Consider the following 14607-nt stretch of genomic DNA (forward strand, 5'->3'; position numbering starts at 1 on the left):
GGAGATGAGTATGTTTAAGCCGGCCAATCAGCCGCATTTCAGCCTCAATATCGCGGGCCTTGCTCACGACCTGCAGGTGCTCGAGTTCAGCGGCCATGAAGCCATCAGCCAGCCCTTTGTGTTTGAGCTGGAGCTGGTCAGTACGCGCGCGGATCTTGAGCTGGAAGCTTTGCTGCATCAGCCGGCTTTTCTCGCCTTAAGTTCAGACGGCTCGGGCATTCACGGCCTGCTTTACCGCGTTGCCCAAGGCGAGTCGGGCAAGCGCCTGACCCGCTACCACGTCAGCCTGCGACCGCAACTGAGCTATCTGGCCCATAGGGTTAATCAGCGGATTTTCCAGCAGCTGAGCGCGCCAAAAATAATCGCCAAGGTGTTGGAAGAGCACGGCATCCAAGCCAACGCCTATCAATTTCAACTCAGTGCGATTTACCCCGAGCGCGACTACTGCGTGCAGTACGACGAGAGCGACCTGCACTTCATTCAGCGTTTGTGTGAAGAAGAAGGCATTCACTACCACTTCCAGCACAGCCAAAACGCCCATCGGCTGGTGTTTGGTGATGACCAAACCGCCTTCCCGCAACTGCCGGCGCAGGCCTACCAGCAAGACAGCGGCTTGGTTGCCGACCAGCCGGCGATCAAGCGCTTTGCCGTGCGTTTGGAAACCCGCAGTTCGCGCGTAACCCGCCGTGATTACGACTTCGAAAAGCCGCGCCTGCTACTGGAAAGCGCGGCCAAAGGCGCAGGTCAACCAGACTTGGAAGACTACGACTACCCCGGTAGCTTCGTTACCCGTGACCGCGGTAAACACCTGAGCCAACGAGCACTGGAACGCCATCGCGCCGACTACCAGCAAGCCAACGCGCAGAGCGATCAGCCACTGCTGGTGTCCGGGCATTTTTTGCCACTGACCGCTCACCCGCGCGCCGATTGGAACCAGTTGTGGCTGCTGACCGCGGTTGAACATCAAGGCAAACAGCCGCAGGTATTGGAAGAGTCAGTCAGCAGCCACAACGACGCTCGCGACGGCTTCACCCAAGGCTATCGCAATCGCCTCACTGCCACGCCCTGGGCGGTGATTTACCGGCCGGCACTCAAACACCCCAAGCCAAAAGTGCTTGGCAGTCAAACCGCCAAGGTCACCGGCCCTGCCGGGGAAGAGATTCATTGCGATCAATACGGCCGAATCAAGGTGCAGTTCCACTGGGACCGTGACGGCCAAGCCGACGAACACACCAGCTGCTGGCTGCGGGTTGCCAGCAGCTGGGCTGGTGATCGCTACGGCGCCATCGCCATTCCGCGCATCGGCATGGAAGTGCTGGTGACCTTTCTCGAAGGCGACCCCGATCAGCCGTTGGTAACAGGTTGTTTATTCCACAAAGAGCATGTGGTGCCCTACGACCTGCCGGCCAACAAAACCCGATCCGTATTCAAAACCCTCAGCAGCCCCGGTGGTGGCGGCTATAACGAACTGCGCATCGAAGACCGCAAAGGTGCCGAGCAAATATTCCTGCACGCCCAGCGCGATTGGGACGAAAACATCGAGCACGACCAAAAGATCCGCGTCGGCAATCAGCGCCACGACACGGTCGAGGCCAACAGCTACAGCCAATTCAAAGCCGAAGAACACCGCACCACCCACCTCGACCGCAAGGTGGAAGTGCGCGCCAACGACCACCTGACAGTCGCAGACAAACAACACCTGAAAATCGGCACTGGCCAGTTCGTCGAAGCCGGTAACGAAATCCACTACTACGCCGGCAACAAGGTCGTAGTCGACGCTGGCGCCGAACTCACCGCCAAAGGCGGCGGCAGCTGGCTAAAACTCGACGCCGGCGGCGTCACCCTCAGCGGCGCCACCATCAAAATCAACTCGGGCGGCGCAGCGGGCAAAGGCTCAGGCATTCAGATACTCGGACCGGTGTTGCCCGGTGCGGCGGATAAAGACCACGCGGGTAATTTGTTGGCGCCTGCACCTCGCAGCCATAAAGCGCGTTATCTGTTGCTGGATGAGAAATCCTCTGAGCCGTTGGTAGGCTCTCCCTACACCCTCAAACTGGCCGATGGTTCACGTTTAGCCGGCTATTCGGACCACGAAGGCAAGACGCTTTTGGTGCATAGCGCAGAACCCGCCGAGGTCGAACTGCTAACTCCGCAGCGCCAGCCGGAACCACAACAACCACTGTTTATGCTCGGCGCAACTGCCCCCAAAGACATGACCCTGGACTACAAAAACGCCAATCCGGAGGGCGTATAAATGGCCACAGTTCAACCGCAAAGTCCTCAGGGCTGTACCAGCACCAGTATCGAAGGTACCGAGACCAGAGCGCCGCTGCCTAACCCAACCAATAAGCCCTACCTGCTGGAAAAGGCCAACTACGCGGCGCGCTTCCCGCGCCTGTCAGTCAAGAAACTACCCAACGGCACAACAGGCGGCATGGAACTCAAACAGTTGGTAATGAGCAGCCTGATTCGCGTGGATGAATACCTGCAAGACTTCCGCTGGGACTACAAGGCCGAGGTCTGCTTTGACATGACGCGTCTACCGCCTGCTCCGTTTCTCAGCACGTCGGTCACCCGTAAGGGCGCAACGCCCGACCCGGATCGTCGCCACACACTGATGCCCTTTCCCTCGGAGCTAACCAAAGGCTTCCTGCGCCGCCCAGACGTAATCATCGTAAAAAACCGAGCTCTGCGATGGCCTGGCCAAGCCGGGGCGGATCATCAAGGCGTGATGCATCCAGCTAATCTAGAGCGGGTGGTGGAGGTCAAATTTCCAGGCGATAGTTTTGGTAAAGGTCAGGAGATTGCTTACATAAAAATCGCAGGGAATAAAGATCACTTTAGCGTTTTAGAAATCCAGGATTGCCGCGACGATGGCGACCGCGAACGCGATCGGCAGTACAACCAGGCCCACCAGCCCACCGGGCAAAGCAACCCACTGCACTGGCCCACTATCTTGCCGCCACTGACGCCGCCACCAGGCAACCAGCCCAGGCCAGCCCCCGTGCCAGTGCCCGTCTATGGACCACGCCCCATGCCAAAGCCGGCCCGGGTGGAAAGCTGGACGCAGCAAGTGCAAGACGCCATCGACAGTCTCTTGGAGCAAGGTGCCCAAGGCATACGTCAACTGTCCACCGAGGTGCAGCAACACCTGGAAGAAGCCGCGAACTGGCTAGGAGCCAAAGGCCAGTGGGTGCGTCAGGAGTCGCAAAAAGTCTGGGAGTGGGTCAGCGAAACCGGCGGTCAGGTACTGCGCTGGACGGATGAGCAACTGCGCGCCATTTGGCAGCAAGTGGAGCTTTACACCGACCTAACTCTAGCGGTGCTACGGCAGATCGACTGGGTGCAAATATTGATCGACACCGGCATCGTCGTCGCCACTGTAGCGGTGGCCTTCCTTATCGCCGAGGTGGCGGTGGCCGTCGCCATTCCTGCCGCCCTGGTGGCCGGTTTGCTGGTGCTGATTCGCTTAGCACAAGTTTCCTGGGCCGTACTGGCCAGTATTCTTGGCGGTATTGCCGCCACCGCAGCCGTAACCGCCGGTTAACAGAGAACTACTTATGAATGCATTAGAAAAACTAGCTGAACGCGCTCCGGATCTGGCCTTTGAACTGCCGGATGGCACGCCTGTGGTCAAGTTAGGATTAATTGTCACACTCTACTACCGGCACGGCTACACGCTTGAAAACAAGCAGAAAGTGATGGAGTGCTTCACACGATTCCGTAAGGAATTCGGCTCACATCTGAAGGGGCACTATTTCGAGCGCTACAAAAAGCTGATTTCCGGCAGTTTTGAAAAATCCCACGACAAGGTTTTGTCTAGCGCGCCAAACGAGCAGTACCACTGGCATCTGAGCAGCGCGCCAAATGCCAAGGAAGCAGAGAATTACAGCTTTTCAACCCTTAACTCCTTTGAGCTTCATGGTGACAAAGAGCGTTCATATATCAAGTTAGTGCTGCCATGGTCGATTCTCAGCGAACCTAATGGCCTCGAGCACTATCAAGAATGGCTCGTCTATCTGTGTAATCAGGTCAAGGCAGAACATGGCTACGGCGGCCTGTCGAGCATCCTGCCTTATGACTATCACAGCTATATGCCCACCGAATACCAACTGGCCCAACAGTTCTCCGGGCTGGAAGTGGACTCCATGCCGCACGCTTCATCAATCGAACTGCTCGAACACATCAAAGGCGTCAACTGGTTCACCGTGCTCGGCAATACCTATGTCGAACGTTTGGGGGGCGAAGCTGCCATACAACATGCACTGAGTGGCCGTGGCGATATTGCCATCATGGCCTATGACCATGGGCTAATTATCCGCGCCGGCCAATACCCGGAACTAGGGGCCACGCAAGATGGCCCGCCAGCAGCCTATGTCGCGGTCAACAAAGTGATCAAGCCGGTACGCATCCCTAACCCCGACCAGTTACACAGCTACTCGCCCTATGGCGACTGCTTCGAGCAAGAGTCCACCGCACTTTGGTATGCCCGCTTCGATCAGGATGAAGGCACTTCAGTAACGCCTGCTCGCATCGAAGCCGGCCAACCCTGCACCCACACCGGTTACTGGTTTACTCCCGCGCAAGCCAACTCACGCCGCCACTTCAAGCAAGGCGAAAACATGCCTAGCGTCAGCGACTCAAACTGGGGCGACACGCTCTGGTACTGGGCGGGCGAAGACTCGCAATGATGCTGCCGCCATTTCTTCTCAATATTTCACCTTGGAGATTCCGTACATGCTGAACCGCAACTACCCCGTCGCCCTGCTCGCCTTAGCCTTAACCCTGGCCCTCAGCGCTTGCAGCGGCAATTACAAATACAGCGACGCCGATTACCGGCCGTTGGGTGAGCCGACCACCGTTAACCGTGGTAACTAAAAACAAGGAGCAATAGCCATGGAATTGGTCTTCGAGGTGGTCAGCGCCCAGCAGTTTGTGCCGGGTTTGCTGACGACTAAAACCTTTAAACAAGCCGGCGGGGTGATTGGCCGGGCGGAGAATTGCGACTGGGTAATTCCCGATCGTAAGCGGGTGTTGTCGGGCCAGCATGCCCAGGTTAATTACCGCGATGGCGCGTTCTTTTTGACCGACACCAGCAGCAATGGCATTCAGCTCAAAGACAGCGGCGCCAGCCTGCACAAAGGTCAGCCCCAGCGCATCGAACATGGTTGCGTGTATTGCCTGGGCGATTTCGAGATTCGCGCGCGCCTGCTGCAAGACCCGGCACTGTTCGAGGGAGACATTGGCCGGGCGCAATCCGCTGGCAGCATCATCCCCGACGATGCCTTTCTGGATCTCGATCCACTGTTGGCCCTCGACCAGCAAGAGCGGGTGTACGCCCAAGTTGACGATCTAACCGCGATCATTCGCCCCCAGCAGAGTGCGGCGCAACAGCGCGACTACGCCCAGATCGACATGGAAAACTTACCCTTACCGGAGTTGGTACAGCCGGCGGCGCCGTCAGTGCGCCCTGCGGCGCAACCAGCCAAGGTGCGTTTGCCGCAGGACTTTTGGCAGCAGTTTGGCGAGGCGTTGGGGGTGCCGCTGGATGACCTCGACGAGGATGCCCGCCAAATCTTGGCCCTGAACGCAGCCAAGCTACTCAAGCAAAGCATTGGCGGCCTGCAGCAAAGCCTGCGCACCCGCAGCGAGTTGAAAAACGAACTGCGCCTGGCCCTCACCAGCGTGCAGAGCAACGGCAATAATCCGCTGAAGCATTGTGCCGACAGCAGCGCCGCGCTGACCGCCCTGCTGCGCGGCGGCAAACCCGGCCAGCTGCCAGCCGAGCAAGCGCTTAGCCGTGGCTTTCGCGACTTGCAAGCGCACCAGGTGGCGCTGCTGGCCGCCAGCCGCGCCGCGCTTAAAGGCATGTTTGAACAGCTGTCGCCGGAGCAACTGCGCCTGCGGTTTGAACGCGATGGGCGCAAGCCATTGCTGGCCACCGCCGGCAGCCACTGGCGCGCGTATCGGCAATTGCACAGCGCCCTGGCCCAGCACGATGACTGGAGCGAGCGGCTGTTCGCCCGCGACTTTGCCCACACGTATGAAGAACAAGTGCGCCTGATCGCCACCCTCAATACCGACCTTCAAGGATGATTACCATGCTGCGCTTTTTACCCCTAAGCCTACTGACCGCGCTGCTCGGCCTGAGTGGCTGCTCGTCGTTGTCGCCCTATTCGGACACCACCAAGCTCGACCTGAGCCTGACCGGCAGCGAAAAACTCAACCCGGACATCAATGGCCGGCCCTCACCTATAGTGCTGCGGCTGATCGAACTCAAGCACCCGGTGTCTTTCGAGAACGCCGATTTTTTCTCGCTCTATCAACGGCCCAAAGAAGCCCTGTCACCCGATCTGGTGACCTTTGAAGAATTGGAACTGCGCCCCGGTGAAAGCCGTGAATTGAAACTCTCGGTGCAGGACGGCAGCCGTTATGTCGGCGTGCTGGCCGCGTACCGGGACCTGCCGGAATCCAGCTGGCGCTATGTGATTGCGCTGCAACCGCAGGAGCTCAATAAGGTCGAGCTGAACCTCGATGCACTGGGCATTAAAGCCGTCGATACCAGCGAGACCGAGGCCAAGCCATGAGCCTGCATAAAGTCGTCTGGCAAGAAGGCATGTTGCTGCGCCCGCAGCACTTTCAGCAAAACGACCGTTACTACGACTATCAACTCAAGGTCCGTAGCCAGTGCATGGACAGCTACGCCTGGGGTTTTTTCGAGCTGGAGATCGACCGACAGTTCCTCAATATGGGTAAGTTGGTGGTCAGCAAAGCCAGTGGCGTGCTGCCCGACGGCACCCTGTTTGAGATCGGTGCCGAGCGCGAACCGCTGGCCCTGGATGTGCCGGCCAACACCGGCAACACCCCGGTGTATCTGGCCCTGGCCTTGGTCACCGGCAACCATATCGAGAGCCGCCGGCCCGATCAGCAAGACGTGCTGGCGCGCTACACCACCTACGAGCAAGAGGTTGCCGACTCCAATGCCGGCGACAGTGCCAGCAGCCAGGTCAGCTGCGGTCGCCCGGAGTTTCGCCTGCTGCTGGGCGAGCAACAGAGCGACCAGGCCTTCGTCAAACTCAAACTCTGCGAGGTGCTGGACACCACTCCCGATGGCGTCATCAGCCTGGACCCGGAGTTCATTCCCACCTACGTCAACTTTCAGGCCTCGGGCTATTTGCTCTCCTGCCTGAAAGAGGTGATCAGCATGCTCGGCCACCGTGGCGACATCCTCGCCGAACGGATGCGCGCCACCGGCAAGGTCGGTGGCGCCGAAGTGGGCGACTTTATGATGTTGCAGCTGATCAATCGCTTCGAGCCGGTGCTGCGCCATTATCTGGGCATCGAGCAGGTGCACCCGGAGCAGCTGTACCGCGACCTGCTCGGCCTATTGGGTGAGCTGGCGACCTTTGCCAGCGAAACCAAACGCCCGCGCATGGACAGTCGCTACCAGCACAGCAATCAGGGGCTGTCGTTTCGCAAGTTGATGGATGAGATCCGCCAAGTGCTGTCCATGGTGCTGGAGCAACACGCCATCGAGCTGCCATTGCAACAGCGCCAGTACGGCATTCAAGTGGCGCCGTTGCAGGATCACAAACTGCTCAGTAGCTCCGCCTTCGTGCTCGCCGCCAGCGCCCAGTGCGACTCCGAAGAGCTGCGCAATCGCCTGCCGGCGCACCTCAAGGTCGGCCCGGTGGAGCGCATCCGCCAGCTGGTCAACCTGCACCTGCCTGGCATCAAGGTCAAACCCCTGGCCGTGGCTCCACGGCAAATCCCCTTCCATTCCGGCAAGAGCTACTTCGCCCTGGAGCTTACCAGCGAGGAACAGGCGCAGCTGGAAAGCTCCGGCGGCTTTGCCTTCCATGTGTCCGGCGAATTCAGCGGGCTCGAACTTAAATTCTGGGCGATCAGGAACTGAGCATGACTACCAAGGAAATGGAATACGGTCTGGATGACAACACAGTCATTCTCAATCGCAACGGTGACACCCCAGCCCAGAGCCCGCTGACCGACTTTAGCGCGGCGCCAAAATTCGAGCAGCTGGAAGAGCGGATGATTTACGCCGCCCGCCTGCGCCCGGCGGAAACCTTCAATATCAGCCTCAATCCGCTGGTGGCGGCGGCCTCCACGCTGCTGTCGGAGGTGGTGCGGCTGAAACACAGCCCCGCCGCCGAAGACTTCAACGCCCTCAATCAGCAACTCAGCAGCGCCATCAAGCTGTTCGAACACCGCGCCCTGCATGAAGGCGCCGAAAGCAGCCAGGTGATGGCCGCCCGTTACGTGCTCTGCACCGTGCTGGATGAGGCGGTGGTGACCACACCCTGGGGCAACGAAAGCGCCTGGTCGCAAATGAGCCTGCTGAGCAGCTTTCACAACGAGACCTTTGGCGGCGAGAAGTTTTTCCAGCTGCTCGAACGCTTGTCGCGCAACCCGGTCAAGCACCTGCCGATGCTGGAGTTGATGTACCTGTGCCTGTCACTCGGCTTCGAGGGTAAGTACCGGGTCATGCCGCGCGGCATGCTCGAACTAGAAGCCTTACGCGACAGTCTGTACCGGCAAATTCGGCAACTGCGCGGGGATATTCCGCGGGAGATTTCGCCGCACTGGCAAGGGCTGAAAGACAGCCGCCGACGCCTGGTGCGCATCGTGCCCTGGTGGCTGGTGGCATTTTTTACCCTGGTCAGCCTGACGCTGATGTACGCCGGCTGCAGCTGGATTCTCAGCGAGCAGCGCGACAGCGTCTTGCAACCATATCAACCGCTCGATCCACTCGCGGTCGACTCTCAGTCGTTACAAGGACGTTAATGCCATGAAGGATTTTTTCAGCAAACTGGCCAAGTTTTTTCGCCAGACCTGGGTCTGGAGCCTCTGCCTGGTGCTGGTTATCGCGCTGTTGGTGTGGTTCGCCGGCCCACTTTTGGCGGTCAATGATTACAAGTTCTGGGAGTCTGCCAGCAGCCGCCTGGTCAGCATCAGCCTGGTGTTTTTGCTCTGGGGCCTGTGCATGGTGTTTGCCAACTGGCAGGCCGGCGCGCGCAAGAAAGCCGAGGAAGACGACGCCGACGCCCAGGAGCGGCTGCGCCGCGACGGCATGATCAGCGAGGAGCAACTGGAGCTGCGTAAGCGCTTCAAAGACGCCCTGCACACCCTGCGCCGCTCCAGCCTGTATCGCGGCCGCAGTGAACGCTGGCGCAACGAGTTGCCCTGGTATTTGTTGCTGGGCCCGCAGGGCTGCGGCAAAACCTCGCTGCTGGATTTCTCCGGCTTGGACTTCCCACTGAACCAGGCCGACAGCCAACGGCTGACCAAAAACGTCGGCGGCACCCGGTATGCCGACTGGTATTTCGCCGATCACGCGGTGCTGATCGACACCGCCGGCCGTTACCTGACCCAAGCCGATGCGCAGGTCGATGCCAGCGCCTGGGACAGCCTGCTCGGCCTGCTACGCAAGCGCCGCGCGCGGCCCTTGAATGGCGTCTTGGTGAGCATTCCAGTCGAACAACTGCAAGGCGGCAGCGAACAAGCGTTGGAAGCACTGGCGCGGCAAACCCGCCAGCGCCTGCACGAAATCAACCAGCGTCTGGGCGCCGATGTGCCGGTGTATCTGGTGCTAAGCAAGGCCGACAAGGTGCTGGGTTTTGACGAGTTTTTCGATCAACTGTCCCGTGAGGAAAGCGATCAGGTGCTCGGCGCCAGCTTTCGTAAAGAGCAAGACAGCACCGATGTGCAGGTGGTCCGCCAGGAGTTTGAAGAGCTGCTGCGACGCCTCAACAGCCAGGTGATTCTGCGCATGCACCAAGAGCGCGACACCCAGCGGCGTGGCCGCATTCTCGATTTTCCGCACCAGCTGGGGCAAATCGGCGAGCGCCTGTGCCTGTTCGTCGAGCTGGCATTCACCGGCAACCGCTATCAGCGTGCCAGCCAACTGCGCGGTTTCTACCTGACCAGTGCGCCGCAACTGGACCAGCAGCTGGACTCGACTACCGCCGGTATAGGGCGCAATTTCGGCCTGGCCAACAGCGCCCTGCCGACCTTTCGCAGTGGCCGCGCACGCTTTATCAACCAGCTGTTAAGCCGGGTGATCTTCCCCGAGGCCGAATTGGCCGGGCTGGATAAACGTGAAGTTCGGCGCATCGATTGGGGCCAACGGGCCATGTACGCCGCGGCCTTTGGTTGCTTGGCGGTGTTTGGGTTGTTTTGGGCCAATGGTTTTTCCGCCAACCATGAGCGCCTGGAACAATTGCGCAGCCTGGCTGTGCAACTGAGCGAGCAACAGCAAGGCATCAGCCCCAAGGACGATGCCCTGCCGACCCTCAAAGCGCTGGACAGCAGCTACGCCGCGACCCAAGTGTTCCCGCCGGCCGACGCCGCGCCTTACTTGCAGCGCGGTGGTTTGTATCAAGGTGAACAGGTCGAGCCATCCGTGCAACAGGCCTACCGCCGCCAGCTGGAAACCCTGCTACTGCCACGGGTTGGCCGCCAGTTAGAAGCTCAGGTGCGGGCTAACTTGCACGACCGTGAGCGCCTGCTCAACAGCCTGCGCGCCTACCTGATGCTGAACCTGACGGAACGCCGCGATGCCGATTTTTTGCAAGAGTGGTTAGCCGCCGATTGGTCGCAGCGCTACAGCGGCAACAACGCCGCGCAACAAGGTTTAAACCAGCACTTCGAGCGGCTGTTGGCCGAATCTTTCACCCCCTATGAGCTAAACGCCCCACTGGTCGAGCAGGCCCGCAAACAGTTACGCAGCGAGTCGTTGGCCAATGTGGTGTATCGCATGCTCCGCGATCAGGCTCGCAGTCTGCCCGATTACAGTTTGGAGCAAAAACTCGGCGACCAAGGCAGCGTGTTCAGCGGCAGCGACTACAGCTTCCCAGGCTTCTACACCCAGCGCGGCTACCAGCAGTTTTTTGTCGGCCAGGGCGCCGACCTGGTGCGCGATATCCTGCGTGACAACTGGGTGCTGGGCGACGGCGACAGCCTCAGCCAGAACGACCTCAGCCATCTGCTGGTCGAGATGGAGCAACTGTACTTTCGTGACTACGCCAACTACTGGGCCGAAGCCATCGGCCAGCTGGCCTTGCAACCGCTGGACAGCACCCTGCAAGGCGCCGAACAGCTGGCCGGCTTAACCGCGGCCAACTCACCGCTGCTGCAACTGCTGGTCGAGATCCGTGACAACACCCGTTTCGCCGGCATGGCCGAAGCTGCCGATGGCGTGGCCGACGCCGCCGAGGGTTTAAAGGGCGCCAAAGGCAAGCTCGGCAAAGCCGCAAAACTGGCCGCCGGCGCCGCCGAGCAAGCCCAGGCGGCGCTGGTCAAGAACCTGCCCGACACCGCGCGCAAAACCCTGGAACGGCGCTTCGAACCGCTGCACCGTTTGCTCGATGACAAAGCCGGGGCCGGCCCACAACTGGCCAGCACCCTGCAGGCCCTCGATGGCCTGCAACAGCAACTGGCTAGCCTGGCCCATGCCAGCGCCCCCGAGCAAGCGGCCTTCGAGCTGGCCAAGGCGCGCATGGGCGGCCAACGCGACGCCATCAACCAACTGCGTAACGCCGCCAGTCGGCTGCCGCAGCCGGTCAGCAACTGGTTGGCGCTGGTGGCCGAAGACAGCTGGGGCCTGGTCCTCGGCGATGCTCATCAGTACCTCAATCAGCGCTACCGCACCGAGCTGTACGCCGCCTATAGCGGCTCGCTGAAACAGCGTTATCCCTTCACCGCCCACAGCGAGAGCGACGTGGCCATCGCCGATTTTCGCGAGTTCTTCAAGCGTCAGGGCCTGGCCGAGCAGTTCTTCGACAATTACCTGAAACCCTTCGTCAGCGGCGCCGCCGGCGCCTATCAGCTGCGCCGGGTGGATGGTCGCGGCCTGCCCTTGTCGGCGCAGTTTCTGACCCAGATGAGCCATGCACAGGTCATCCAGCAGAGCTTCTTTGCCGAAAACCCGGCCGAACCCTTGGTGCTGTTCAAGCTTGAGCCCTATTCCCTGGACCCAAGTCTGGGCCGGGCGGACTTCCGCTTTGGCGACCAACAGCTCGAATACCGTCATGGGCCGATCGTGCAAACCGCCTTCCGCTGGCCGGCCACGGCCGATGAAGGTCGTACCAGTTTGGTGGTCGAAGAACTCGACGGGCGCCGCGTTGGCATCGAGAAAAATACCGGCCCCTGGTCACTGTTTCGCCTGCTCGACTTGATGCAGGTCGACTACCACAGCGGTCGCGATGTGCTGATTCTCAAGGCCAATATCGGTGGTCAGCACGCCAACTACCTGCTGCACAGCCAGCGCTCACCCAACCCATTTGATATCGCCCTGCTGCGCGACTTCAAGTTGCCGGCGACCCTGTGATGGCACTCGACGCGGCACTGCCCGTGGCAGCGGCTAACCCCTGGCGCAGCGCGGCGCGCACCGACACCGGCAAGGTGCGGGCGCGCAACGAGGATGCTTTTCTCGAACTTGCCGAGCAGGGTCTGTGGGTGGTGGCCGATGGCATGGGCGGCCACCAGAACGGCGCCTTGGCCAGCCGTATGATTGTCGAGAGCCTGGCCGATCTGCCGGCTACGGGTAGCCTGGCTGATCGCTCGCAACGGCTGCGCCAGAGTCTGCATGAGGTTAATCGGCGCCTCGGCCAGGAACTGACCGTGACCGCCGAGCGCCCCGACACCCTGATCGGCAGCACCGTGGTGGCGCTGCTGATGGAGGCCAATAAGGCGGTGTGTGTCTGGGCCGGGGACAGCCGCTGTTATCTATGGCGGGCCAGTCGTTTGTATCAACTCAGCCGCGACCACTCGTTGTTGCAGGAGCTGATCGACGAACAACAACTCAGTCCCACACAAGCCGCCAAACACCCGGCGGCACACGCGTTGACTCGCGCCATTGGCGCCAGTGAGGAGTTGAAACTGGACATCCTCGAACTCGACTGCCTGCCCGGCGATACTTTTTTGCTGTGCAGTGACGGTCTCTACCAAGGCTTAAGCGCCGACACCCTCGGCGCCGCCCTCAACCTGCCATCGCCGCAACTGGCCTTGCAGCGCCTGTTCCAACAGGTACTCGATGGCCCCGCGCGCGACAACCTCAGCGCCGTGGTGATCCGCCGATGACTGATGAGCTGTTAGTTGATGCCGCCGTGGATAACAGCGAAGCATCCGACCTGACCTATTTTGCCTTTGCCGCCAGCGCCGCCGCACCGCGAGCGACAACCGTGCAACAGGGTATAAACGAGTTACCCGAAGTGCTCGCGGGCCGTTACCAAATCGAGCGGTTGCTCGGCGTCGGCGGCATGGGTGCGGTGTACCGTGCCCGTGACCTGCTGCGCGAGCAATACGGCGAGCCCGAGCCCTATGTCGCGCTTAAGGCGCTGACCGAGGACTTTGCCGAATACCCCGACGCCAATGCCCTGCTCTACACCGAGTTCGCCCTGACCTCGCGCCTGAGTCACCAGCATGTGATCCGGGTGTTTAGCTTCGAGGTCGACAGCACCAGTCAGCGGGCCTTTATCACCCTCGAACTGCTCAAGGGCTGCACCCTCGCTCAACTGCTGTTGTCCCACCCGCAAGGCTTGCCCTGGCAGCAGGCCCACGAAGTCAGCCTGGCCCTGCTCCAAGCCCTCAGCTATGCCCACGGCGAAGGGGTGCTGCATGGCGACATCAAACCCAGCAACCTGATGCTCGGCGATGAGGGCGTGCGACTGTTCGATTTCGGCCTCGGCCAGGCCGAGGAGCAACGCCTGCCTGGTCTGCCGCGCCTGTGCCGCAGCCGCTTCGCCGCCTGGACCCCGCGCTACGCCGCGCCCGAGTTGCTGGAGGGGGCAGCGCTTAGCCCGGCCGCCGATGTCTACGCGGTGGCCTGCGTGATTTATGAGCTGTGCAGCGGCCAACACCCACTACGGCGTCTCAGTGCCAAACAAGCCAAAGCCGTAGAATTACCCCTGAGCGCCGCCGCCGGTTTGCCAAAAAACCTCTGGCCAACCCTGCGCGCCGCCCTAGCCTACGAGGCCAGTGAACGCTGCAGCCTGCCGGCATTGCTGACGGCCTTTACCGACTACCAGGCACCCAGCTCGCGATTACCGCGCTGGCTAACGCGGCAATCGGGATAAGCCAAAAACCACCCGACACGGATGTTTTAGCAGGCCTGTTAGCCGTCAACATAACAAGGAAGGTTTCGCATGTTTAACCCCGCCAATCAAACCCACTTCAGCCTGGTTATCGAGGGTTTCGAGCACGACTTGCAAGTGCTCGAATTCAGCGGCCGCGAGGCCATCAGCCAGCCCTATAGATTCGAGCTGGAGTTGGTCAGCGAGCGCGCCGATTTAGACTTTGCCAGCCTGTTGCACAAGTCCGCCTTTCTGGCGTTCAGTCCAGACGGCAGCGGCATTCACGGGCAGATTTACGCCAGCGCCCAGGGCGAGACCGGCAAGCGCCTGAACCGTTATCGCGTCTCCTTAGTGCCGCAGCTCAGCTATTTGGCCCTGCGCACTAACCAGCGGATCTTCCAGCAGCTGACGGTGCCGCAGATCATCGCCCAGGTACTTGAAGAACACGGCATTCAGGCCAACACCTATCAGTTTCAGCTCGGGCCGAGCGTCTACCCCGAGCGCGGCTACTGCGTGC

The 14607-nt window shown here is 60.6% G+C and carries 12 protein-coding genes; all 12 read left to right on the forward strand.

Going from position 1 to position 14607, the window contains the following annotated elements; all coding sequences use genetic code 11:
* The first annotated feature begins 10 nt into the window (after positions 1-10).
* Complete coding sequence (locus tag Q8R10_RS18195) at positions 11-2254, forward strand: type VI secretion system tip protein VgrG (RefSeq protein WP_305655302.1); 2244 nt, start codon at positions 11-13, stop codon at positions 2252-2254.
* A complete protein-coding gene (locus Q8R10_RS18200; RefSeq protein WP_305655303.1) occupies positions 2255-3547 on the forward strand; it encodes a VRR-NUC domain-containing protein in 1293 nt (430 codons plus the stop codon).
* Between the two features lie 13 nt (positions 3548-3560).
* On the forward strand, positions 3561-4691 hold the full coding sequence (locus Q8R10_RS18205) for a DUF3396 domain-containing protein (RefSeq protein WP_305655304.1): 1131 nt from the start codon (positions 3561-3563) through the stop codon (positions 4689-4691).
* Between the two features lie 46 nt (positions 4692-4737).
* Positions 4738-4878 (forward strand): type VI secretion protein, encoded by a 141-nt coding sequence (locus Q8R10_RS18210; protein ID WP_305655306.1) that lies wholly within the window; start codon positions 4738-4740, stop codon positions 4876-4878.
* 18 nt (positions 4879-4896) lie between these two features.
* Positions 4897-6096 carry a type VI secretion system-associated FHA domain protein TagH gene (tagH, locus tag Q8R10_RS18215; RefSeq protein WP_305655307.1) on the forward strand — a complete coding sequence of 400 codons (1200 nt, stop codon included), beginning with the start codon at positions 4897-4899 and terminating at the stop codon, positions 6094-6096.
* A 5-nt stretch (positions 6097-6101) separates the two neighbouring features.
* Positions 6102-6587, forward strand: coding sequence for a type VI secretion system lipoprotein TssJ (tssJ, locus tag Q8R10_RS18220; protein WP_305655308.1), 486 nt, complete (start codon positions 6102-6104; stop codon positions 6585-6587).
* Complete coding sequence (tssK, locus tag Q8R10_RS18225) at positions 6584-7915, forward strand: type VI secretion system baseplate subunit TssK (protein WP_305655309.1); 1332 nt, start codon at positions 6584-6586, stop codon at positions 7913-7915. The genes tssJ and tssK overlap by 4 nt, the downstream gene beginning before the upstream one ends.
* A gap of 2 nt (positions 7916-7917) precedes the next feature.
* A complete protein-coding gene (icmH, locus tag Q8R10_RS18230) occupies positions 7918-8802 on the forward strand; it encodes a type IVB secretion system protein IcmH/DotU (protein ID WP_305655311.1) in 885 nt (294 codons plus the stop codon).
* Between the two features lie 4 nt (positions 8803-8806).
* Positions 8807-12346 carry a type VI secretion system membrane subunit TssM gene (tssM, locus tag Q8R10_RS18235; protein ID WP_305655313.1) on the forward strand — a complete coding sequence of 1180 codons (3540 nt, stop codon included), beginning with the start codon at positions 8807-8809 and terminating at the stop codon, positions 12344-12346.
* A gap of 23 nt (positions 12347-12369) precedes the next feature.
* Positions 12370-13098: a PP2C family serine/threonine-protein phosphatase gene (locus Q8R10_RS18240; RefSeq protein WP_305655316.1), complete on the forward strand. Its 729-nt coding sequence runs from the start codon at positions 12370-12372 to the stop codon at positions 13096-13098.
* Positions 13095-14093 (forward strand): serine/threonine-protein kinase, encoded by a 999-nt coding sequence (locus Q8R10_RS18245; protein WP_305655314.1) that lies wholly within the window; start codon positions 13095-13097, stop codon positions 14091-14093. Before Q8R10_RS18240 ends, Q8R10_RS18245 begins: the two co-directional genes overlap by 4 nt.
* A 69-nt stretch (positions 14094-14162) precedes the next feature.
* On the forward strand, positions 14163-14607 hold a 445-nt coding region (locus Q8R10_RS18250; RefSeq protein WP_305655315.1), incomplete at its 3' end, for a contractile injection system protein, VgrG/Pvc8 family.

Origin of the sequence: Pseudomonas sp. (assembly GCF_030698175.1) — a bacterium.
GTDB lineage: Bacteria > Pseudomonadota > Gammaproteobacteria > Pseudomonadales > Pseudomonadaceae > Aquipseudomonas.